The following is a 21,338-nucleotide window of genomic DNA, read 5'->3' as shown; positions in this document are numbered from 1 at the left end:
TCTGATTCCGAACTACGTGCCATTGCAAGTGGCTCCACAAAATTTTACCTGCCAAGACAAGGTATTACCTCATCGCTCCCGACCTTGAGATCACGGTATAAGAGAAGCAAATGCACGCTCAAGCGCCGAAATCTCCCCGGAACAGCCTAGACGGCATGGCTCAGGGCATCCACAACCGTCGCTATCACCTGCTCCTGCTCTTCGGGTGAAAGCCCGACCCATAGCGGCAGCCGTAGCAGCCGCTCCGCGGCTGAGCAGGTCACGGGCAGATCGCCTTCGGCGCGGCAATAGCGTTGGCCGGCCGGCGAGCTATGCAGCGGCACATAGTGGAATACCGTCCATACTCCGCGCCGCTTCAGTTCCGAGATGACCCGCTGGCGATCGATCGACGGCCCAAGCAACACGTAGTACATATGGGCATTGTGACCACAGTCCGCCGGAACAATTGGGCGACGCAACACTCCATCAGCCTCCAGCGAGGCAAATGCCTCGTGGTAGCGGTCCCAGATCGCGAGCCGCTCCCGCGTAATCCGGCTAGCCTCTTCCAATTGGGCCCAGAGGAACCCCGCGACCAACTCTCCCGGCAGAAACGATGAACCTACCTCCTGCCAAGTATATTTATCCACTTCGCCCCGAAAGAAACGGCTGCGGTCGGTCCCCTTCTCACGAATAGTCTCTGCCCTCAGGCTAAGGTCGGCACGGTTCACTAGCAGCGCACCTCCTTCGCCAGAAATCACGTTCTTCGTTTCATGGAAGCTATAGGCCCCCAGCTGGCCAATGCTGCCAAGCGCCCGTCCCTTGTACGTCGACATCACGCCCTGCGCCGCATCTTCCACCACGACTAGGCCATGTCGCGCCGCGATTTGCATGATGGAGTCCATCTCGCAGGCGACGCCCGCGTAGTGAACCGGAACAATGGCACGCGTGCGTGGGGTCACTGCGGCTTCTATCAGCGTCTCGTCAATATTCAGCGTATCGTGCCGGATGTCGACAAAGACCGGCTTTGCCCCCCGCAACACAAATGCATTTGCCGTGGATACGAAGGTGTACGAAGGCATGATGATTTCGTCGCCGGGACTCAGGTGCAGCAAGAGCGCAGCCATCTCGAGTGCAGCAGTACATGAATGCGTCAGTAGGACCTTGGGGCTGCCAGTCTGCTTCTCCAGCCAAGCATGGCATAGTTTTGTGAACGGTCCGTCGCCCGCAAGTTGGCCATTGAAGTGCGCCTGTGCAATGTAGTGCAACTCCTTCCCGGTCATGTGCGGTCGATTGAATGGTGTCGTCGTATCTTTCATATCCTGGCCCAATGCATGGTGTGTACGGTAGCGCGGTCGAGCTGTTCTGGACTCAGCCTTGGCTGGCCAATATGGTGCCGAACACGATGAAGACCACACCAAGAATTTTCAACGTGGACAAAGGTTCTCCCAGCAACCAAGTGCTCAGAATTAGGACTGCCACAAAACAAAGGCTGACAAATGGATAGGCATAGCTCAACTCAAACTTCGTCATGGCCGCTATCCATGAGAGTGATGCAAGGAATGCCGCACAAATGCCGGAAAATACACCCGGGTCGAACAACACGCGGAACAAAAACAGCACTTTATCCGTGAGTTCGGGCGGCAATGCCCCAAAACGTTGTACGCGCCACTTCAGAATCACCTGGCCATAGACGGTGAAGAAAATCGTCAAGAGAATCCAGAGGTAATCCAACGGTCTTGATTTCATTGATATTGAGTCATAAATAGGCGAACCGACGCGTTGCCTGCGCGCCGTTGAAGCAACCGAAGCCCGGTCAGGAAACTGGGCGATGCGACAGTTGCCCGCCAATGCGGGCACCATCGTATAGATTCTCGTAGAAGTACGGGCCGAAACCAGCAGCCTGCATCGCCCTCGCGGTACGATCCACGTCATATTCGACCCGATGCAGAGCAAACTTATCGCGATCCCACGTCGCAAAGGCGGCACGTGGGTCGCCGTCTCGTGGTTGCCCCACCGCTCCAGGGTTGCAGTAGACTGCCCTGGCTCCATGCCAGACGTATTGGACATGAAGATGGCCCGAAACGAAGAAGCGCCCGTCGAGCTCGGCAAAATAGGCATTCGAGGGCTCCAGATACTCGTCGAGCGGATCCCGCCAGCCACCGTGGATCATTCGCAAATCTCCATCTTCGAGCTTTAGCGGCAATCCCTTGAGCCATTCCAGATGCCTGGCTTCGATTACGCTGCGCTGATACGTCAGGCAATCGTTCGCGCTTCGCGAGCGTGGGCAAGGCTCACCGCTTGCGAGATACCAGTCATGGTTCCCCATTAGCGTCGGTATCGCTCGCTCGCGCAGTGTGGCGCAACATGCGTTGATCTCGCTGTAGTAGCCGCCTACGTCACCAAGGCAGTAAATCGCCTGAACCTGCATCGAATCCAGCGCGCCTAATACCGCCTCCAGCGCTGCGTGGTTGCCGTGGATATCAGAAATGAGACCGATCATGGACTACGTAATCCTCAATATAGCGTGCAGCAAAACCCCGAGAAATGGCAGGCTGGCTCGGCAATCTGCCCTCAACAAAATAGTCAACGCACATCTGGCTCTCGTTGTAACCGAAAGCTGCACGAAGCGAGGTAGACGACGAAATTCGTGGATTGATCTCCAGCAGGTACCATCCGCCTTCATGAGCACGAAACTGCAGGTTCGTCGGCCCACATGGACGAAAGCGCGAAACCAGTCTCCCGACCTCCACATCCAGCGTAGCATCCTGCGCTACCCACGCTTTCGCTGTCGAACCATCCTGTGCCAGCTTGCGCCTGAGGGTAATCGACGCAGCTACTCCGCCCGCGCCATCGCCAAAGATGCCAACCGTGTATTCGCCCTCGTCCGAACCGACAATTGGCTGAGCGATCAGTTTCTGACCCATTTCTGCCGCATGTAACGCAAAAACTTCCGCCGACGTCACGCGCACAATGCCTTTCGAGGCATAGCTTCTGCGAGGCTTGAGCAAGAATGGAAGGCCCAGCAGATCGGCAAGCTCTTCAAAACTACCTGACGCGAACGTGGGAATGCGCGCCCGATCACCAATCTCCTCTAGTGCCAGGAAAGTGTGCCACTTATCCTTGGACAGATCGACCAACGCCCTGTCATTCAGCGCGCAGCGAATTCCCAGATCTGGCAGCGACTCCCGTGCATCCGAGAGCCGGTGCAGGTCCTGTTCGATCCCCGGCACAACTAGGTCGACCCGATGACGCTTCACAACCGCCGCGAGCCAGTCGAGGTATTCGATCGAATTTGTTAAAGGCGCGCGCTCGAAGCTGTCGCACCAAGCCTGTCCGACGGCATCCGGATAAATGTCGGCACCAATCAATCGATGCGTACTCCCGGCCGCCCTCAGGGAACGAAGCACGCCATACCCGATGATCGCACCGACACCTGTAACCAGAATCGTGCTCATTGCGCCTGCCCCGAGGTACGGGCCGGTTTCGCCGTCATGTACATCCATAGTGGCGAGCCTGGCAGTTGGAAGAGACTAACTATCACAGCTTGGCCCATCAATCGCGCGGCTCAACTTCGGCAAGGAGAGCACAACTCAGTTCCGGATAACCGACAGCGAGTTCGCAAAGGGCGTCAGTAATGCCCGGGCTCAGTTTCAACTGTTGCAGCTGCGCAGTCGTGAAAGGTTTCAGGAATATGCCCTCGAGAGATCGAACGTGGTAACCGGCCGCGTCTAACTGCTCGAGCAAACTCTCCTTGGAGTACTGCCGCAAATGGCCAAGCTCGAGGTCCCCTTTCCCAAGGGCCATCATGTCATCGAGAAGCCCTGCCGCGTGCCCGAGGCGGCGATGCATGGATTCGCCATTCGGCACCGCGATGAAACAACAGCCACCTGGGGCAAGAAATTGCTTGAAATGCCGCAGGACTAGATCCGGATCGATCACGTGCTCGAGCACGAATCCCATGACGATTACGTCGAAACGCTCCTCTGTGTTGAAAGACTCAAAATAGCTTTCAACTATTTGTGCTGTGCATTCGGGATGCTCGATACAAAACTTTTCGATGACTGCCGCGGACCCATCAACCACAAGCGTGCGTGCAAAGTGCCTTGCAAATCGCAAGGTGGTATACCCATGGCCCACGCCCAACTCGAGCACGTGTGCAGATGCCGGCACCTTCTCGATAATGCGTTTCGGATACCAGTTCAGCATCAGGTCGTTATCGAAAGAGTAGGCGAACCCCTCCCCGTATGCCTGGACATATGAATCGAGCAAATTAGTCACGTTCGGGATTCCGGACGACGTTGCGAACAATATATAGCGGGCGGCGTTTCACTTCCTGGAATATCTTGGCGACGTAAAGCCCTAGCACTCCCAGCACGAGGATCATCGTGCCACTGAGAAACCAGATCGACAGCATGACCGAGGCGAACCCTGACAGGACTGTCTCCGGAGCGAGTAGCTTGCGCACCACCAGGGCCACGCCGAAACCGATCGAGCCGAGCCAGATAATCAGGCCCAGCAAAAAGATCGCGGTTAGCGGAGCTACGCTGAACGAGGAGAACGAATCCGCAACCTGGACAAGCTTTCGAGTCAAGCTATAGCTCGAAGCCTGCGCAGTTGGCCGCTCATTCTTGACAAGCGGAAGCGTCACCTGCTTGAAGCCTGCCCACGCAAACACGCCAGCAAGGTAGAGCACGCGGTCCCGCACCGACAATAGCGCATCGACGTAGTCTCGCGTCATGAGCCTGCACGTCATTGGATTTTGGCCGATGCGCACGGAGGAGAATGCGTTTAAGGCACGCCAGAAGATTTCACCGAATGCATTTGCCCAAAAGGTGGAAGTGCGTTCACGCTGAACGCCGTACACTACATCCGCCTCGGTCTCTTCCATGCGCCGGGCGAACTCCACCAGCCATTCGGGTTGCTCCTCAAGATCGGAGTCGATCAAGAATATACACTCACCGTTTGCGTGACTTAGGGCAGCTATGATGGCGGCATGGTGGCCAAAGTTCCGCGATAGGTTGACGACTACGATATGTGGGTCCGACTCGCTCAACCCGACCGCAAGATCCAAGCTGTTATCGGGAGAGCCATCATTCACCAGGATGATCTCGTAGTCGTCACCCGCAAATTGTCTGGCAACGGCGCTCGTCCGCCGATAGAACTCGCTAATGTACGGAGCAGATTGATAGAGTGTCGTGACAATAGAAAGCTTCATGGACGCACATACCTCATGTGATGGTGCGCCTGATTGCCGCAGTTGAACAACAGATCGAGAATCGTGACCCCGTGGGTGAAGTCGCCCCAAAGCTGTGGATACTCCGAGTATCCGGAATAGTCAAACCAGGTTAGCTTGATACCCATTTCGCTGAATACACTTTCTTCAATGTAGTCCCTGGCCGAAGGGCCAGAAATATACTCCGTACCCCCAGCCTGAGCACAAAGAGCGGCCAAGCGCTCCGTTTTTCCGTCACAGAGTACATAGTCCCAGGAATTTGCAATAACTGTCCTGATTCCCAAGTATTTGCATATTTCCTCGATCAAACGACGATTCAATTGCGAGAGATGAGTGTAGGACTCAGCAAGGTAGAGCGGTTCAAGCCATACCTTGATATCGTCAAAGTATGGCGCACGGCGGTAATTCTGCTCCAGTGCCTTCCAGTGGGTCAGGGTCCAATTGTTGCCGTCGATCTCGGTATCCCTGATTTTCTGCTCGTACTTCCCCTTGACTTGAACAGGGACTGTTAGCCACTGCACACCTTGCGGTGTTTTGATCTGATTACGGTTTCGCCAGTCGCGTCGCGTGTATTGCATATCGTCGTAGAGGATGAACTCATCCACAGCGGCGATCATGTCGAAATACCCCTTCCACGGTATGTAGTTGGACTGAAGGATTGCGAGTTTTTTCATCATAAAGTGCATAAAACAGCACGCGAATGGCGATGCAGCAGGTAGTTCAATTGTAAACGAAGGCCACTGGCTATCGATGATGTTCAAAACAACGTCAGCAGGGTCGTGCTGACAGTGTGAGCGTGACAAGATGGTTTTGATGAGCGCTTCGGCCAGAATAGGCACCAGCTTCTGCATCGTCACCGGCGTTGTCGCCTGCGTTTCGCGCCGTTGAGGGCGTACTCATCCCTCGGCACCCGGTTGCAGTCGATGGCGCATCATCCACAGATTGCTCAAGGCAGGCAGCGTCTGCGGTTGCTGCGTGCTCTTCATCAAGCAACGGTAGCGCACCTTCTTGTGGCCGAACTGCTGTTTGATGATGCGAAACCGGTGCACCATCTTGGCGCGGATGGGGGCTTTGATGCGTTCAAGCTAGTCGCGCAGCTTGCCCCCCTCGATGGTGCCCTTGTCCAAAGCGCGGCGCTCGCCTGAGCACGTTGCGACGTGCCGGTTGACCGCGATGTCTTGGGTCTCACCACACATTTCAATACCTTGGTAACCAACGTCACCGAACACGTCGCGCTCCTCACCATGCGGCAAGACATGAGCTTGCTTGACATCGTTGACATTGGCCGCCGTGCCCACCACGGTGTGCACCAATCTCGATTCGGGATCGACACGAATGTGCGCCTTCATGCCGAAATGCCATTGATTCCCTTACTTGGCCTGGTGCATTTCAGAGTCACGCCCGCCGCCCCTGTTCTTGGTGGAGTTCGGCATGGCAATCAACGTGGCATCGACCACTGTGCCCTCGTTGAGCAAGAAGCCTTCGGCATTGAGCTGCTCGTTGACTATCTTGAGAAACTGCTCGGCAAGCTGGTGTGGCTCGAGCAGAAGTCGAAAGCGCAGGAAGCTGACGCGGTCGGGCAGGCGACTCATGCCGCCCAGGCCAGCGCATTCGCGGTACAGCGGCCTGTCGTACAACATCTCTTCCATCGCCGCGTCGCTCAGACCATAGTTGCATCAGGTGAACACGCAGCATCGCTGCGAGAGGAAACGGCCGGTGGCTCGTTGCCTTGGTTGGGGCGTGCAGCCCAGTACGCGCCGGAAATTCATCCCAAGGTACTGTGCGCGTTCCATCTCATCGAGAAACACACGCTTGCGCGTTCTGCGGTTGCTCAGGTCCAGACCGAGGTCAGTTTGTTTCATGCACTTATTGTCGCTGAAAAAAACGTTATGAGTTTCCGGTCTGCGGCGAGTGTTGAACACCATCCTTAGATGGCGAAATTTGAACTGATCGCGGCCGCTCCAGTCGCATCGCGCGACACCACATCTCGCCTTAGGCGATAAACTCGTCCGTGGTGGAATTCATGCCAAATTATCCCTGTCACCCGCCAAAGTCCGATCAGCGGATGATCGTCGTCATTAAGAATCGACTCCCCTTGCTGCCTCGCAGGCAGCAGATGCCGCATCCACATCGCGAATGGGCTTATAAAAATATTGGATTTGCCCCTCGGGGGACATAAGTGTACCAACGATCCGGAAGTCCCCCGACAATTCTGCACCAAAGCTAGAGAGAATACCCGACGAAATCGCTTGCGGCCCTTGGGGCTCAGTTAAGAACCACGCAACCGCAAGTTGCCGGCACGGCACGTGCTTCAAGCCTTCCACCGTGAACCGGTTACTTCCTGGATAACCGCCCAAAGCCCAAGCCATTCCGACGGCATTTGCCCCGAGCGCGTAGACCATCCCCGGCGAATGTCCGCTAAGGTCAATCATCGGAGACCCCGGTTCGAAGCCGGACTGCGCTACTATATCCTTGGCAGTTGCAAGATATCGAGCCGACTTCTTCGCCAGTACCAACGTCGCGCCGGGCTTCCCCACGTCAATTGCGGAATCGTTCTGGCGCAGCGGTGCCAGCTGCCGATACGGAGACAGCAGCCCCTGATTAATCAGCGCCCCCGATATCATTTGAATCGAGAGGCTTAGAGAAAAAAGGATGCCGGGCAATTTTACGTATGAGGCGATCGGACCGAGGAGATAAATCCCGGCAAAGACAATGAAAATACCGGCACTTGAAATTGGAATCCAATAATTATTCTCCGTGCCGAATGCATACGCATAGGGCAAAGCGAGAAATGAAAGAAATGAAATCCAGTGCGACCAGCGGATTTTCAGAAGTCCTTTGAGACGAAATACCGAAAAACCTGCCGCAGCCGCCCCGAAAGGAGCCGCATACAGTAGTAGCCCTCGATATTTTCCGGGCACAACCTCTAGCGGGAAGAATCGAAATGCCACTAGTAAACCAAAAAATACGCATCCTGCCGACACCAACCCCTTACCACGCGGATATCCGGCGAAATCGATTTTCCCTAGCCAGGTTGCGCAAAAAATAATGCCAGCAACAAGAAATAGAAATATCTTGGTATTTTCGTCTAGCAATAGCTCATCGAGCCTGAAAATCCGATCAACCGTATAGCTGCTATCCAATAACTTGGGAGCGCCTGCCCCTTCTCTCAAACGCTGAGCAAATTCGATGAGTGATCCATCCATCGCAAATGCCGAAGCAAGAATCAGTCCTACTGCAACACCCACAGCAATTGCCAGCAGCCTGAAGCGAACTTTTCCCGTAAGCAGCAAATAGAATGCAGCAATCAGAGCGAGCGCCCCGGCAGATGTTGGCTTTCCCATGAAAACCATCCATCCTCCAACACCAATTAGAACCCAGCCGGCAATGCTTGCCCGGACGACTGTCTTTTCAGCCAAGAGCAACCCTATAACGACAACCAATATCCCTTGGAAAGTCAAAGAGTTATAGCTTGGTGTCGGCAGCCACATGCCTGCGAATACAAGGGGCATTAGACTGGAGGTCGCGATACCCAACGAAATCGCGAGCTTCAGCGTGAATTCAATCGTCCGCGCACCAAAAAGACGACTGAGAAGTAACCAGCCCGAGGCCCACCCTAAGAAGAAAGAAAAAACGACGTTGATCTGCCGCAGCGAAGCAATATCGCCGCCAACAAGTTTGTACAATGGATGGTACAAAAAACCGAACTGAGTACTTGATGCAGAATAATTAAACGGACGCGACATCCAGTTCAAATAAAAGCTCTCATCCGTAAAGTCAAAACCATACTGACAGTACCAAAGCAGCCAGCCAAGCATGCAGACGGTACTCATTACCGAAACTATGGCGAGCAGCGGTACAGAGGCTGAATCCTGCTTTACACTCTCGTCTTGAACGACTAATTTTTGCATGTGGCACTTCAAATATTTGAATAGCGAGGGCTATTACTCGGTCAAAGACCTGTCAACTAGCCTCGCCTGACGAGTTATCGCCTACATTTTGCAAATTTGACGGAACTTGGCGGCACGTTTCATTCCAGCGCCAACCATCGCAAATTCAAAATACCTCGGCCATCGACAACGGCACCCCGACCTTTGACGGAGTCATGATCAACGGCACACCCAGGTCTGGCCATGCCACGCCAATCGCTGCATCATCCCAGCGGATACAGCGCTCGGACTCAGGGTGATAGAAATCAGTAGCCTTATACAGCACGTCCGCGCTCTCGGACATGACCAGGAAACCGTGGGCGAACCCTTCCGGCACCCACATCTGACGCATATTATCCGCGGACAGGATCACCCCGACCCACCTGCCGAATGTGGCTGAACCACGCCGTATGTCGACAGCTACATCGAATATTTCGCCTGCCGCCACACGTACCAGCTTGCCCTGGGGTTGCTTGATTTGATAGTGCAACCCACGGAGTACGCCGTACGCGGAGCGGGAGTGATTGTCCTGCACAAAAGTGCGCTCCAGGCCGGTCGCCTGCTCGAACTCAAGCGCATTGAAGCTTTCGAAAAGAAATCCGCGATGATCGTGGAATACCTTCGGTTCAATGACGAGAACCTCTGGCAGTTCCGTTAGAGTGACGGTCAACTTCATGACTTCGACATCCCCTCAATTTCCGCGATGATACGCAGCAGGTACTGCCCATATCCGATCTTGCGCAATGGTTGAGCCAGTTCGATGACCTGGTCAGCGGTAATCCACTTGTTGCGATAAGCGATCTCTTCCGGACACGCCACCATCAGGCCCTGACGGTTCTGCAGTGTGGCAATGAAACTTGCTGCGGTGAGCAGAGAGTCGTGCGTGCCAGTGTCAAGCCATGCATAGCCGCGACCGAACATGCTGACTTCCAGTTGCCCAAGCTCAAGGTAGCGCCGGTTGACATCAGTGATCTCAAGCTCGCCCCGAGTTGACGGCTTGATATCTGCGGCGATGTCGCAAACCTGCTTATCGTAGAAATACAGTCCCGTGACCGCGTAGCTGGAGCGTGGCCGCGCCGGCTTCTCCTCCAGCGAAACCGCGCGATTGCCTTCATCGAACTCCACCACTCCATAGCGCTCGGGGTCTTGCACGTGATAGGCAAATACAGTAGCCCCCGATGTGCGGCTCGAAGCCCTTTGCAACTGGCCCACGAGATCGTGGCCGTAAAAGATGTTGTCACCAAGGATCAGCGTGCATGGTTCGCCCCCGATGAAATCCCGGCCAATGATAAACGCCTGCGCCAGGCCATCCGGTGAGGGCTGTACCGCGTACTGCAAGTTGATTCCCCACTTGGAGCCATCTCCAAGCAGTTCGGCGAATCGCGGGGTATCCTCTGGCGTGGCGATCAGGAGGATGTCACGAATGCTGGCCAGCATCAGCGTCGACAGCGGATAGTAGATCATCGGCTTGTCGTAGACCGGTAGCAGCTGCTTCGATATAGATCTAGTGACCGGATAGAGCCGGGTGCCGGAGCCGCCGGCGAGGATGATGCCCTTACGCATTGCAGTTCTACTCACGAAAATATCTGGTCCAGCAACAGATGGACACCTTGCTTCCAATCGGGCAAGTGGATGCCAAAGGCCTCTTGCAGCCTGCTCGTATCGAGGACGGAATTAGCGGGGCGCCGTACCAACTGCGCAGCATCGCGCGTGTCAATTGGCTGAACGCCCTGCGGGCCTGTCTTCAGCGCCACGCCCTGCGCCTGCGCGTAGCGCAGCACTTCACAAGCATAGCCATGCCAGGAGGTCCGCCCGGCTGCGGTAAGGTGAAATATCCCCCGCAAGAAATCGCCTCGATCTCCATTCAACCAGTTACGCGAAACAATCTGAGCAGTCGCGTCCGCAACGAGTGCAGCAGTGGTCGGCGCGCCGAACTGATCCGCGACAACCTGCAACTGGTCACGCTTGCGGGCCAAGGCCAATATGGTCTTGGCAAAATTCCGGCCGTGCGCCCCAGCGACCCACGACGTACGCAGGATTAGTGAGGCGCAACCGACCTGCGTTATGGCTTGCTCGCCAGCAAGCTTACTCTGGCCGTACACCGATAGCGGGTTGGCCACATCAGTTTCTACATAGGGCAGTGCCTTGCGGCCATCAAACACGTAGTCCGTCGAATAATGGACAAGCAGGCTGCCCAGTACCTTTGCTTCTTCTGCGAGGATGCCTGGCGCCACGCCATTGACAGCGCGGGCTGTTTCCGCCTCCTCTTCGGCGCGATCCACCGCGGTAAAGGCGGCAGCATTTAGAATCACATCGGGGCGATACTGCTTCAACAGGCGACGCAGTTCATCAAGCCTGGATAGATCGCCACTAGTGTGGTCAAGTGCAACCACCCTTCCTAGTGGTGCAAAACTGCGTTGTAATTCGAAACCAATCTGACCGTTGCTTCCCAGGACCAGAATGGTTGGAATGAAGCGAGCCTCAAGCTCCATATTGCCGCGAAACCCAGTTACGATAGTCGCCAGACATCACGGCTTCAACCCAGGCGGGATTATCGAGATACCACTGCACGGTCTTGCGCAAACCCGTCTCGAAGGTCTCCACGGGCCGCCAGCCCAGTTCCCGCTCAAGCTTGCTCGCATCGACGGCGTAGCGCCGGTCATGCCCCGGCCGGTCTTTGATGAAGGTAACCAGGTCTCTGTACGAACCCATGGAGGACGGCCGCATCTCGTCCAGCAAGTCGCAGAGCGTATGCACGACATCCAGGTTGGTCTTCTCGTTCCAACCGCCGATGTTATAAGTTTGCCCTGGTGTGCCGCGTGCCAGCACCACCTGGAGCGCCTGGCAGTGGTCTCCAACGTAAAGCCAGTCCCGCACGTTTTGTCCGTCGCCATATACCGGCAGTGGTTTCCGGGTTAGCGCGTTGGCAATCATCAGCGGAATCAGTTTTTCCGGAAACTGATAGGGCCCGTAATTGTTGGAACAATGGGTCGTCAAGACCGGCAGGCCATAAGTGTGATGGTAAGCGCGCACCAGATGGTCCGATGCAGCCTTCGATGCGGAATACGGGCTGTTCGGGGCGTATGGCGTGTTTTCCGAAAACGGCGTACCTGTCGGCTCAAGTGAGCCAAACACCTCATCGGTTGAAATGTGGAGAAAGCGGAATCGATCGCGCTCTGCCACCGGCATTGTGGTCCAATAGGTACGCGTTGCTTCCAGCAGGCTGAACGTCCCCCCGATATTGGTCTGGATGAAATCATCCGGCGCGTGTATGGAGCGGTCAACATGGCTTTCGGCAGCAAAGTGAACCACTGCGCGAGGGCGGAACTCCGCAAACAACTGATCCAGCCGTGCCTGATCACATATGTCCGAGCGCGAGAAGACGTGGCGTGCGTCATCGCAAAGTGACGCCAAGTTCATCGGATTGCCCGCGTAGGTCAACTTGTCCAGGTTAACGACGGCATCAGCCTTGTCGGCGCGCAGCCAATCCAGGACAAAGTTAGCACCAATAAAGCCAGCCCCACCCGTAACAAAAATATGCGACAACCCGTGCCCCGCTTAAGATCTGATCCGTATTTCGACGGCACATGCCTTGAACCGTCGAGAGAATGGCAGAGTCTATAGTCTGCCCCGAGTGGCCGTATTCTATCCGAACCGATACCGCAACTCGCCGGCAACAGGAAAGCTGGCCGCGCTCGTTGCGGGATTGCATGAACACAAAATCACCAACACTGTATTTGCTCGCCCTCGATAGCCGATAAGATCCGAAATGACCAGACAGAAATTCGCCATTGGAGACCTGCAAGGCTGCTCAGCATCGTTCCTCGAGTTGCTCGAACGACTTCCTCCTGCAGCGGAACTGCGCTTTGTTGGAGACCTCGTCAACCGCGGACCAGCTTCTGCGGAGACCCTCCGGCGCGTGAGGCATCTTGGCGAACGCGCCGAAGCCGTGCTCGGCAACCACGACATCCACCTGCTGGCTGTGGCCGCCGGCGTGCGTAAAAGCGGCCGTAGCGACACCTTGGCTGATATCCTCGAAGCACCAGATTGCGATGAATTACTCACTTGGCTAAGGCATCGCCCCCTGGCCATCCACGAAGACGGCTTCCTGCTCGTGCACGCGGGCGTGCTTCCGCAATGGACCACAGAGCAGACAATGGCGCTGGCAGCAGAAGTCGAGCGCGAACTGCGCGGCCCGGGCTGGAAGGCGTTCCTGGCCGACATCTTCGGCAATGCGGCGGACCGGTGGGACCCGGCCTTGCGGGGCATCGAGCGTCACCGTGTCGTGATCAACGCCCTGACCCGCCTGCGCTTTTGCAACGCCGACGGCGTGATGGACCTCAAGAGCAAGGAAGGCCCCGGCAGCACGCCGGCCGGCTTCATGCCCTGGTTCGATGTGCCCGGACGGCGCACCGAAGACACCACGGTGGTGTGCGGGCATTGGTCCACGCTCGGATTGGTGATGCGCCCCAACCTGATGGCGCTGGATACTGGATGTGTCTGGGGTGGCAAGCTCACCGCCGCGCGCTTGGCGGCGGATCTGGCTGATCGCACACTGATTCAGGTGGAGTGCCCGCAGTACTGCGATCCGCTGGCCTGAGCCGATCAGGCAGCCGGCGCGGGAGAATCCGCGCTCACATCGCCTTCGTTGAAGGATTGCTCGCTCTCGCGCCCTTCGTTCACGCGCACCGCGAGTTCCACTGCGTGCTGTTGCGCGCCCTGGCTCAGATGGCTCACTACCGCGCGAGCCGCCTCGGCCAGGTCGCGCCGGCTGGCGCTGGTGGCGGTGAGGGCTGGCGCAAAGCATAGCCTGGCGGTGATCGGCGGCGCCCGCAAAATAGCATCGAGGCATTGCAGCAGCGTCAAATCCCCAATATAAGCCGGTGCCTGCGTAGGCTCCCCGGTATGGGCATCCAGGTAAGCCAGCCCGACCGGCTGCACCGGCAGCCCGCCCGATATCGGCGCTTGCATCAGGTTGGCGTGGAACGGCAGCACGCTGCTGCCATCCGTGGTTGTGCCTTCCGGGAACACGCAGACCAGATCGCCCTGCAGCATCACGTCGGTAATGGCATGCAGCACGCGATGCGCGTCGCGCTTGCGCGCGCGTTCGATGAAGATGGTGCCGGTCTGCCCGCACAGCCAGCCGATTACCGGCCAGTCGCGGATTTCGGATTTGGCGACGAAGCGCACGGGCTGCCAGCTATTGATGACGTAAATATCCAGCCATGAAATATGGTTGGACACCACCATCGCGCCATGCGGCATGGCCTGCCCCGGCTGCAGTCCCTGCACCTCGAGCGTCACCCCACAGATCCGCAGCAGCCGGCGCGACCAACGCCGGATATGCGACTGCCGCGACTCTACGCCGAGCCAGGGGAACAGCACCGCGCAGGTCAGGAGGCCGCGCAGCAGGTGAAGGATCAGGGCGAACTTGCGCAGCCAGATCATGCCGGCCCCACTGGCGAACTCGCTTGTACCATCTTGTCCGACTTCCCTCGGGCCGGCATGGTGCTCAGTGCAGTTCGTAGACGACGTGGCCGCCGACCAGCGTGGTGCGCACGCGCCCACGCATCTCGTAGCCGAGCCACGGCGAATTCTTGCCCTGGCTCTTGAGCGCGCGCCGCTCGACCTTCCATTCCTGCTCGGGATGGAAGATGCAGATATCGGCGGCGCTGCCTGCGGCCAGCGTGCCGGCAGCCAGGCCGAGCACGCGGGCCGGCTCGGCCGTGATGCGGGCTAGCGCCTTGCCCAGCGGCACCTTGTGCTCCTCGGCCCAGCGCAGCGTCAGCGGCAGCAGCAGTTCCAGCCCGGTGGCGCCTGGCGAGGCTTCGGCGAAGGGCAGCAGCTTTTCGTCGTCGTCCACGGGGGTGTGGTCCGAGCACAGTGCGTCGATGGTGCCGTCGGCCAGCCCGGCCACGATGGCGTCGCGGTCGCGCGCGCTGCGCAGCGGCGGCGAGAAGCGCATCTGCGAGTTGAAGTAGCCGATGTCCATGTCGGTCAGCGACACATGATGGATGTTGACATCACAGGTCACCTTGAGGCCTTCGCGCTTGGCCTGGCGCACCAGCTCGATGCCCGCGGCCGACGACAGGCGGCACAGGTGCACGCGTGCGCCGCTGGCGCGCATCAGCTCGAAGATGGTGTGCAGGCGCACGGTCTCGGCAATCACCGACATACCGGACAGGCCCAGGCGCGACGCCACGGCGCCGCTGGCGGCCACGCCGCCACCGAGGTACGGGTCTTCCGGGCGCAGCCAGACCGTGAAGCCAAAGGTCTGCGCGTACTGCAGGGCGCGCAGCAGCACCTGGGTGTTGCGGATCGGCGCTTCGGCCTGCGAGAAGCCGATGCAGCCGGCCTCGGTGAGCTGCGACATCTCGGTCAGCGTCTCGCCCTTGAGGCCCAGCGTGAGCGCACCTAGCGGATACACATGGGTCTGGTTGAGCGTGCGGGCGCGGTACTTGAGCATCTCGACCAGGCCGGGCTCGTCTAGCACGGGGTCGGTGTCGGGCGGGCAAACCAGGCTGGTCACGCCGCCGGCGGTGGCTGCCGCCACTTCGGATTCGAGCGTGGCCTTGTATTCATAGCCCGGCTCGCGCAGCCGCGCGGACAGGTCGACCAGGCCGGGGCAGACGATCAGCCCGCTGGCGTCGATCGTCTTGTTGGCGTGGAAGTCCGCCGGCGCGCTGCCCACGCCGACGATCTTGCCAGCGGCAATGTAGAGGTCTTGCTGCGCATCGACGTTCGCGGCCGGGTCGATCAGGCGGCCGCCCTTGATGTGGATCTTCATATCGTGTCGCTTGGCTTGTATTCGGTTGTTCTGGCTTGCCTGGACCTTGTCGGTCGGGCGCTATCCATCATGAGATCAGTCGTGGTTTCCGGCCACGATGCCCATCACGGCCATGCGTACCGCAATGCCGAAAGTCACCTGGTTGAGGATCACGGACTGCGGCCCGTCGGCCACGGCGGAATCGATCTCCACGCCACGGTTCATGGGGCCCGGGTGCATCACGATGGCATCGGGCTTGGCCAGCGCCAGGCGATCGGGCGTGAGGCCATAGGCCTTGAAGTACTCCTGCGCCGAGGGCAGCAGCGCGCCGCTCATGCGTTCGTTCTGCAGGCGCAGCATGATCACCACGTCCACGCCCTTCATCCCCTCTTCCATATTGTGGAAGACACGCACGCCCATCTGCTCCAGCCCCGAAGGCAGCAACGTGCGCGGGCCGATGGCGCGCACTTCGGGCACGCCCAGTGTCGTCAGCGCGTGGATGTCGGAGCGCGCCACGCGGGAGTGCAGGATGTCACCCACGATGGCGACCGTGAGATTGGTGAAATCCTTCTTGTAGTGGCGGATCGTGTACATGTCGAGCAGCCCCTGCGTGGGGTGCGCATGGCGGCCGTCACCGGCGTTGATGACATGCACATGGGGCGCAACATGCTCGGCGATCAGGTAGGGCGCGCCGGAACTGGCGTGGCGCACCACGAACATGTCGGCCGACATCGCCGACAGGTTGTTGATGGTGTCGAGCAGCGACTCGCCCTTGCTGGTGGACGAGGCGTTGATGTTCAGGTTGAGCACGTCCGCGGAGAGCCGCTTGGCGGCAATCTCGAAGGTGGTGCGGGTGCGCGTGGAGTTCTCGAAGAACAGGTTGAACACGCTTTTGCCGCGCAGCAGCGGCACCTTCTTCACTTCGCGGTCCGAGTCGGACAGCGAGACGAACTGGCTGGCGGTGTCGAGGATGTGCGCGACCATCTCGCGCGACAAGCCCTCGATCGAAAGCAGGTGCTTGAGCTCGCCGTTCTTGGTCAGTTGCGGGTTGCGGAACGTCTTGATCATGGCAGGTAGAAAGGGCCGGGCGGTGGCGTTGACTGGTCTGGGCAGGTCTGGGTCTGGCTTGCCGGCGTGCCGTTGCGGGCGCGCCGGCCGGTGGGCTGGGCAGGCTTAGTTGCCGGTGGCCTCGTTGGCGAAGGCAAAGCGCATGTCGGAGCCGGTGCCCTCATGCGACAGCACCAGCGTGGTCCCGGGCGGCAACGCCACGTGCGTGGCGGCAAAGTCGGCAGCCGCCGGCAGTTCGCGGCCGCCGCGATCGACCAGCACGGCCAGCGCCACGCGGGCCGGGCGGCCATAGTCGAACAGCTCGTTGACGGCGGCGCGGATGGTGCGCCCGGTAGCCAGCACGTCGTCGATCAGCAGGATCTTGCGGTCTTGCACGTCAAAGGGCAGCGTGGTCGGCTGGGCCTGGCTATGCAGGCCCTTCTTTGCATAGTCGTCGCGGTGGAAGGCAACGTTGATGACCCCGTGGGCCGCCAGCTGCAGGTCGGCGGCGAGCCGCTCGGCAATCCAGGCACCGCCGGAATAGATGCCGGCGACCGACCATTGCGCGCGTTCGGCCTCGGGCAGCGCGGCCTGCACCTGGTCACGCAGCTTACGGTAGAGCGCCTCGGCGTCGAGAGAGGAAGTCTGGGTCATAGCGGATGCTGGTCGAAGTACTGTTGCAGGATGATGCTGGCGGCCTCGGCATCGAGCGCGCCCTTGCGGGCGCCGGCCATCTCGGCGGCGATCGACGTGTAGCTTTCGTCCACCCAGGCCACCGGCAGGCCGAAGCGGCCGTTCAACTGGTTGCCGAAGCGGCGTGCGAGCCGCATCGAAGGCTGCTGGCTGCCATCCGGATTGGTGGGCATGCCCACCACCAGTTGCACTGGCGCCCACTCGTCGATCAGCGCGGTTACCGCCTCGAAGCGGCCTTCCACTGTGATATTGGGGATGATGACGAGCGCACGGGCCTCGCGCGTGACAAAGTTGCCAAGCGCAACGCCGATCTTCTTTTCGCCATAATCGAAGGCCAGGACGGTGCCGTCGGAGGGCAACTGGCGCGGCGCTGGCGTCGCTCCGTCCTCAGGCATGCCCAGCCTCGCCCGAGAGCATGGTGAAATCGATGCCCAACAGGCGTATGGCGGCGGCGAAGCGTTCCTCGGGGGGCACGCTGAAGATGATTTCGGGATCGGCCTGGACAGTCAGCCAGCCATTGCGGCTGAGTTCTTCCTCCAGCTGCCCCGCGCCCCAACCGGCATAGCCGAGCGTGAGCAGGAAGCGTTGCGGGCCGCTGCCGTTGGCCACGGCCTCCAGCACGTCCTTGGAGGTGGTCATCTCAAGTCCGCCGGGTACGGCCAGCGACGAGACATAGATGCCAACCGGATCATGCAGCACGAAGCCGCGCTCGGTCTGCACCGGCCCACCGAAATAGACCGGTTGCTGCGCCACCGGCTGGATCTCCAGCTTGAGGTCGATCTTGTCGAACAGGGTGGCCATATCGATATCGATAGGCCGATTGATCACCAGGCCCAGCGCGCCGCGGTCGTTGTGCTCGCACAAGTAGACGACGGAACCCGAAAAAGTCGGGTCTGCCATGCCGGGCATGGCAATCAGGAACTGATTGGTGAGATTGATTGGGGCTTCCAGCGTCGCCATTCCTGCATTTTATCAAATCGTTGCCATCCGTCCGGAAAAGATTCGCGGAATGCCGCAACGCAACATTCCGACGCTTGCCCGGTGCGCTTGCTTGCTGGCCTCTGTGCCAGCGTCGATGCTCGCTTGCCGCCGCCTGCTTATTCCTTGCGCGTCAGGGCGGCCAGATCTTCCGGCGTCAGCCAGCGCCAGTCTCCCAGTGCCAGGGTCGGCTCCAACACCAGCCCCCCGATGGCGCTGCGGTGCAGGGCTTCCACATGGTTGCCAGCCGCGGCCACCATGCGCTTGACCTGGTGGTACTTGCCCTCGGTCAGGCTAAGGCGCAGGCTGCGCTCGCCGGTAGCTTCGCAGGCGGCCGCCGCGATCGGGGCCGGCTCGTCCTCCAGCTGCACGCCCGCCACCAGCGCATCGACCTGCTCTTGGGTGACCGGCTCGGCGGTCGTCACTTCATAGACCTTGGGCACCTTCTTCTTGGGCGAGGTCTGGGCGTGGATGAACTGGCCATCGTCCGAGAGCAGCAGCAGGCCGGTGGTGTCCTGGTCCAGCCGCCCGACCGCCTGTACCTCGCGCTGGCGCAGCGGCACCGGCAGCAGGTTGTACACGCTGGGATGGTGGCGCGGGCGCTGCGAGCATTCGTAGCCCACCGGCTTGTTCAGCAGGATGTAGGCCTTGGTGTGGCCGATCCATTCCTCGCCGTCCACGGTCAGGCGCAGGCCATCGACCTCGAACTTGGCGCCCGGATCCTCGCACAGGGTACCGTCGACCTCCACCAGGCCGGCCCCGATCAGGTCGCCACAATAGCGGCGAGTGCCGAAGCCTTGGGATTGGAGGATGCGGTCGAGTGTCATGGCCATGGCTTGCTTCTTGATATCTGGATTACTGGATTACTGGATTACTGGATTACTGAAATACGGGCCGGCTGTTCGGCGCTGCGGACAACGCTGGCCGGCATGCCGGGCCAGCCCAAGCGCGCGGCGCATGCCTGACGCTATGGTAGGGTAACAGGCTTCGCCAGCCCAACTTCCGGAGCGCCCGATCTTGCCCCCATCCCCCGCCGACGCCCGCCAACCCTATCGGATCGACCGGCTGTTCGAGCGCGGCCTGGTCTGGTTCCGGCGCGACCTGCGCGCCGACGATCACGCGGCGCTGCATTATGCCCTCAAGCACTGCCGCCAGGTATGGTGCGTCTTCGTCTTCGACCGCGAGATCCTGGATCCGCTGCTGGCGCGCGGCCTGGCGGCCGACCGCCGGGTGGCATTCATCCTGGCCTCGCTGGCCCCGCTGGACGAAGCACTGCGCGCGGCCGGCGGCGGCCTGATCGTGCTGCACCGCCACGCGCGCGCAGCCATTCCCGAGCTGGCCGCCGAGCTCGGCGTCACCGCCGTGTTCGCCAACCACGACTATGAGCCCGCCTCGCTGGCCCGCGATGCCGAAGTCAGGCAGGCGCTGGCGGGCCAGTCCTGCGCCTGCTTCAGCTTCAAGGACCAGGTGATCTTTGAGCGGGATGAGATCCTGACCGGCCAGGGCAAGCCCTTCTCGGTCTTCACGCCCTACAAGAACGCCTGGCTCAAGGCCTTGCTGCCGTTCGACCTCAAGCCCTACCCGGTCGAGCCTTATCTGAAGTCACTGGCCGCTCCGCCGAAGGCTTACGTGCGGCCGCTGCCCACGCTGGATGCACTGGGCTTCGCCCCCTCCAACCTGGCCGAGATCGCTATGCCCACCGCCAGCGCCGGCGCCCACGCGCTGTTCGACGAGTTCTGCGAGCGCATGGGCGACTATGCGCGCCGGCGCGACTTCCCCGCCCTGCGCGGCCCGAGCTACCTGTCGGTGCACCTGCGCTTTGGCACCCTGTCGATCCGCACGCTCGCCCGCACTGCCCACGCCGCCACGCTGCGCGGCGGCGCCGAAAGCGCCGGCGCCGCCACCTGGCTGTCGGAGCTGATCTGGCGCGATTTCTACTTCATGATCCTGCACCACCACCCCCGGGTCGCCGCGGGGCATGCCTTCCACCCCGCCTACGATGCCATCCGCTGGCTCAATGGCGACACCGGCGAGCGCTACTTCCAGGCCTGGTGCGACGCCAGGACCGGCTACCCGCTGGTGGACGCCGCCATGCTGCAGATCCGGCAAAGCGGCTACATGCACAACCGGCTGCGCATGGTGGTAGCGAGCTTCCTGGTGAAGGACCTCGGCGTGGACTGGCGGCGCGGCGAACAGTACTTCGCCGACCAGCTCAACGACTTCGACTTCTCCGCCAACAACGGCGGCTGGCAGTGGGCCGCCTCCACCGGCTGCGATGCCCAGCCCTACTTCCGCATCTTCAACCCGACCACGCAGTCCGAGAAATTCGACCCGCAGGGACGATTTATCAGGAAGTACTTGCCGCAACTCGCGCGCCTGCCGGACAAGTACATACATGCTCCCTGGACAGCCTCCGAGGACGTGTTGCTAGCAGCCGGGGTCAAGCTAGGCGAAAACTATCCGCGGCCGATCGTGCAACACGACGTGGCCCGCAAGGAGACGCTGGCGCGGTATTCAGTAGTGAAGGAAAAACAAGGAACCGACTCTGCACAGTCCTAGCGCGACTGAGAACCGAGGCGCCGTAAGCGACGATTCGTTGCGGCCGTGATTCCCGCCCGGAGGGCGGGAATCACCCAAGCGCGATGCGAAGCGAGCCGTCAAGGTGTGCCAAGGCCGTATGGGGCGCCTCGGGATTCGGCGAAAAGAGCGGAAA

21 protein-coding genes and 1 pseudogene are annotated in these 21,338 nt (G+C 59.7%); 2 read left to right on the top strand and 20 right to left on the bottom strand.

The genetic code is table 11. The features are described 5' to 3' along the window. Positions 1-146 precede the first annotated feature (146 nt). The 13 genes and pseudogenes from rffA to rfbB form a co-directional block, all read right to left on the bottom strand. Complete coding sequence (rffA, locus tag AC07XB_RS07530) at positions 147-1,295, bottom strand: dTDP-4-amino-4,6-dideoxygalactose transaminase (RefSeq protein ID WP_492827794.1); 1,149 nt, start codon at positions 1,293-1,295, stop codon at positions 147-149. A 52-nt stretch (positions 1,296-1,347) separates the two neighbouring features. After that, complete coding sequence (locus AC07XB_RS07525) at positions 1,348-1,839, bottom strand: EamA family transporter (protein ID WP_492827796.1); 492 nt, start codon at positions 1,837-1,839, stop codon at positions 1,348-1,350. After that, entirely contained in the window at positions 1,793-2,479 is a 687-nt protein-coding gene (locus AC07XB_RS07520; protein ID WP_492827798.1) for a metallophosphoesterase family protein, read from the bottom strand. The genes AC07XB_RS07525 and AC07XB_RS07520 overlap by 47 nt, the downstream gene beginning before the upstream one ends. After that, positions 2,460-3,482: an ATP-grasp domain-containing protein gene (locus AC07XB_RS07515; RefSeq protein WP_493688068.1), complete on the bottom strand. Its 1,023-nt coding sequence runs from the start codon at positions 3,480-3,482 to the stop codon at positions 2,460-2,462. The genes AC07XB_RS07520 and AC07XB_RS07515 overlap by 20 nt, the downstream gene beginning before the upstream one ends. A gap of 49 nt (positions 3,483-3,531) precedes the next feature. After that, complete coding sequence (locus AC07XB_RS07510) at positions 3,532-4,257, bottom strand: class I SAM-dependent methyltransferase (RefSeq protein ID WP_492827802.1); 726 nt, start codon at positions 4,255-4,257, stop codon at positions 3,532-3,534. Then, the gene (locus AC07XB_RS07505; RefSeq protein WP_492827804.1) at positions 4,250-5,194 is read right to left on the bottom strand and encodes a glycosyltransferase family 2 protein; all 945 of its coding nucleotides are present in this window, start codon (positions 5,192-5,194) and stop codon (positions 4,250-4,252) included. The genes AC07XB_RS07510 and AC07XB_RS07505 overlap by 8 nt, the downstream gene beginning before the upstream one ends. Then, on the bottom strand, positions 5,191-6,063 hold the full coding sequence (locus tag AC07XB_RS07500; protein WP_492827830.1) for a WbqC family protein: 873 nt from the start codon (positions 6,061-6,063) through the stop codon (positions 5,191-5,193). The genes AC07XB_RS07505 and AC07XB_RS07500 overlap by 4 nt, the downstream gene beginning before the upstream one ends. Positions 6,064-6,108: 45 nt before the next feature. Continuing rightward, a pseudogene (locus AC07XB_RS07495) lies at positions 6,109-7,074 on the bottom strand (IS5 family transposase). 216 nt (positions 7,075-7,290) lie between these two features. Further along, positions 7,291-9,123, bottom strand: coding sequence for a hypothetical protein (locus tag AC07XB_RS07490; RefSeq protein ID WP_492827806.1), 1,833 nt, complete (start codon positions 9,121-9,123; stop codon positions 7,291-7,293). A 145-nt stretch (positions 9,124-9,268) separates the two neighbouring features. Then, entirely contained in the window at positions 9,269-9,817 is a 549-nt protein-coding gene (gene rfbC / locus AC07XB_RS07485; RefSeq protein ID WP_492827808.1) for a dTDP-4-dehydrorhamnose 3,5-epimerase, read from the bottom strand. Then, a complete protein-coding gene (gene rfbA / locus AC07XB_RS07480) occupies positions 9,814-10,704 on the bottom strand; it encodes a glucose-1-phosphate thymidylyltransferase RfbA (protein WP_492827810.1) in 891 nt (296 codons plus the stop codon). The genes rfbC and rfbA overlap by 4 nt, the downstream gene beginning before the upstream one ends. 11 nt (positions 10,705-10,715) lie before the next feature. Then, on the bottom strand, positions 10,716-11,633 hold the full coding sequence (gene rfbD / locus AC07XB_RS07475; protein WP_492827812.1) for a dTDP-4-dehydrorhamnose reductase: 918 nt from the start codon (positions 11,631-11,633) through the stop codon (positions 10,716-10,718). Next, a complete protein-coding gene (gene rfbB, locus AC07XB_RS07470; RefSeq protein WP_492827814.1) occupies positions 11,623-12,687 on the bottom strand; it encodes a dTDP-glucose 4,6-dehydratase in 1,065 nt (354 codons plus the stop codon). Before rfbB ends, rfbD begins: the two co-directional genes overlap by 11 nt. A 223-nt stretch (positions 12,688-12,910) precedes the next feature. Here rfbB and AC07XB_RS07465 point away from each other — a divergent pair, with 223 nt between their 5' ends. Further along, positions 12,911-13,741, top strand: coding sequence for a symmetrical bis(5'-nucleosyl)-tetraphosphatase (locus AC07XB_RS07465; RefSeq protein ID WP_492827816.1), 831 nt, complete (start codon positions 12,911-12,913; stop codon positions 13,739-13,741). A gap of 5 nt (positions 13,742-13,746) precedes the next feature. On the opposite strand, the gene AC07XB_RS07460 is transcribed toward AC07XB_RS07465, so the two are convergent. The 7 genes from AC07XB_RS07460 to AC07XB_RS07430 form a co-directional block, all read right to left on the bottom strand. Next, positions 13,747-14,589, bottom strand: coding sequence for a lysophospholipid acyltransferase family protein (locus AC07XB_RS07460; RefSeq protein WP_492827818.1), 843 nt, complete (start codon positions 14,587-14,589; stop codon positions 13,747-13,749). 64 nt (positions 14,590-14,653) lie between these two features. Continuing rightward, a complete protein-coding gene (locus tag AC07XB_RS07455) occupies positions 14,654-15,928 on the bottom strand; it encodes a dihydroorotase (protein ID WP_174422640.1) in 1,275 nt (424 codons plus the stop codon). Between the two features lie 75 nt (positions 15,929-16,003). Further along, positions 16,004-16,975 (bottom strand): aspartate carbamoyltransferase catalytic subunit, encoded by a 972-nt coding sequence (locus AC07XB_RS07450; RefSeq protein WP_006160521.1) that lies wholly within the window; start codon positions 16,973-16,975, stop codon positions 16,004-16,006. 105 nt (positions 16,976-17,080) lie between these two features. Then, complete coding sequence (gene pyrR, locus AC07XB_RS07445; RefSeq protein WP_492373262.1) at positions 17,081-17,608, bottom strand: bifunctional pyr operon transcriptional regulator/uracil phosphoribosyltransferase PyrR; 528 nt, start codon at positions 17,606-17,608, stop codon at positions 17,081-17,083. Continuing rightward, positions 17,605-18,042 carry a Holliday junction resolvase RuvX gene (ruvX, locus tag AC07XB_RS07440; protein WP_416049437.1) on the bottom strand — a complete coding sequence of 146 codons (438 nt, stop codon included), beginning with the start codon at positions 18,040-18,042 and terminating at the stop codon, positions 17,605-17,607. The genes pyrR and ruvX overlap by 4 nt, the downstream gene beginning before the upstream one ends. Continuing rightward, positions 18,035-18,607: a YqgE/AlgH family protein gene (locus AC07XB_RS07435; RefSeq protein ID WP_043348720.1), complete on the bottom strand. Its 573-nt coding sequence runs from the start codon at positions 18,605-18,607 to the stop codon at positions 18,035-18,037. Before AC07XB_RS07435 ends, ruvX begins: the two co-directional genes overlap by 8 nt. A gap of 137 nt (positions 18,608-18,744) precedes the next feature. Continuing rightward, entirely contained in the window at positions 18,745-19,452 is a 708-nt protein-coding gene (locus AC07XB_RS07430) for a pseudouridine synthase (RefSeq protein ID WP_174422693.1), read from the bottom strand. A gap of 190 nt (positions 19,453-19,642) precedes the next feature. On the opposite strand from AC07XB_RS07430, the gene AC07XB_RS07425 reads away from it, so the two are divergent. After that, a complete protein-coding gene (locus AC07XB_RS07425) occupies positions 19,643-21,184 on the top strand; it encodes a cryptochrome/photolyase family protein (RefSeq protein WP_492827820.1) in 1,542 nt (513 codons plus the stop codon). Positions 21,185-21,338: the final 154 nt, after the last annotated feature.

Source organism: Cupriavidus sp. GW821-FHT02F09 (assembly GCF_059421605.1).
This window is presented reverse-complemented; position numbering and strand designations above follow the sequence as displayed.

Excerpts from the sequence above, each read along its gene's own strand:
- rffA (WP_492827794.1), bottom strand. The coding sequence starts at position 1,295 with ATGAAAGATACGACGACACCATTCAATCGACCGCACATGACCGGGAAG.
- AC07XB_RS07525 (WP_492827796.1), bottom strand. The coding sequence starts at position 1,839 with ATGGTGCCCGCATTGGCGGGCAACTGTCGCATCGCCCAGTTTCCTGAC.
- AC07XB_RS07520 (WP_492827798.1), bottom strand. The coding sequence starts at position 2,479 with ATGATCGGTCTCATTTCTGATATCCACGGCAACCACGCAGCGCTGGAG.
- AC07XB_RS07515 (WP_493688068.1), bottom strand. The coding sequence starts at position 3,482 with ATGGATGTACATGACGGCGAAACCGGCCCGTACCTCGGGGCAGGCGCA.
- AC07XB_RS07505 (WP_492827804.1), bottom strand. The coding sequence starts at position 5,194 with ATGAAGCTTTCTATTGTCACGACACTCTATCAATCTGCTCCGTACATT.
- AC07XB_RS07500 (WP_492827830.1), bottom strand. The coding sequence starts at position 6,063 with ATGCAGAAGCTGGTGCCTATTCTGGCCGAAGCGCTCATCAAAACCATC.
- AC07XB_RS07490 (WP_492827806.1), bottom strand. The coding sequence starts at position 9,123 with ATGCAAAAATTAGTCGTTCAAGACGAGAGTGTAAAGCAGGATTCAGCC.
- rfbC (WP_492827808.1), bottom strand. The coding sequence starts at position 9,817 with ATGAAGTTGACCGTCACTCTAACGGAACTGCCAGAGGTTCTCGTCATT.
- rfbA (WP_492827810.1), bottom strand. The coding sequence starts at position 10,704 with ATGCGTAAGGGCATCATCCTCGCCGGCGGCTCCGGCACCCGGCTCTAT.
- rfbD (WP_492827812.1), bottom strand. The coding sequence starts at position 11,633 with ATGGAGCTTGAGGCTCGCTTCATTCCAACCATTCTGGTCCTGGGAAGC.
- AC07XB_RS07465 (WP_492827816.1), top strand. The coding sequence starts at position 12,911 with ATGACCAGACAGAAATTCGCCATTGGAGACCTGCAAGGCTGCTCAGCA.
- AC07XB_RS07460 (WP_492827818.1), bottom strand. The coding sequence starts at position 14,589 with ATGATCTGGCTGCGCAAGTTCGCCCTGATCCTTCACCTGCTGCGCGGC.
- AC07XB_RS07455 (WP_174422640.1), bottom strand. The coding sequence starts at position 15,928 with ATGAAGATCCACATCAAGGGCGGCCGCCTGATCGACCCGGCCGCGAAC.
- AC07XB_RS07450 (WP_006160521.1), bottom strand. The coding sequence starts at position 16,975 with ATGATCAAGACGTTCCGCAACCCGCAACTGACCAAGAACGGCGAGCTC.
- pyrR (WP_492373262.1), bottom strand. The coding sequence starts at position 17,608 with ATGACCCAGACTTCCTCTCTCGACGCCGAGGCGCTCTACCGTAAGCTG.
- ruvX (WP_416049437.1), bottom strand. The coding sequence starts at position 18,042 with ATGCCTGAGGACGGAGCGACGCCAGCGCCGCGCCAGTTGCCCTCCGAC.
- AC07XB_RS07435 (WP_043348720.1), bottom strand. The coding sequence starts at position 18,607 with ATGGCGACGCTGGAAGCCCCAATCAATCTCACCAATCAGTTCCTGATT.
- AC07XB_RS07430 (WP_174422693.1), bottom strand. The coding sequence starts at position 19,452 with ATGACACTCGACCGCATCCTCCAATCCCAAGGCTTCGGCACTCGCCGC.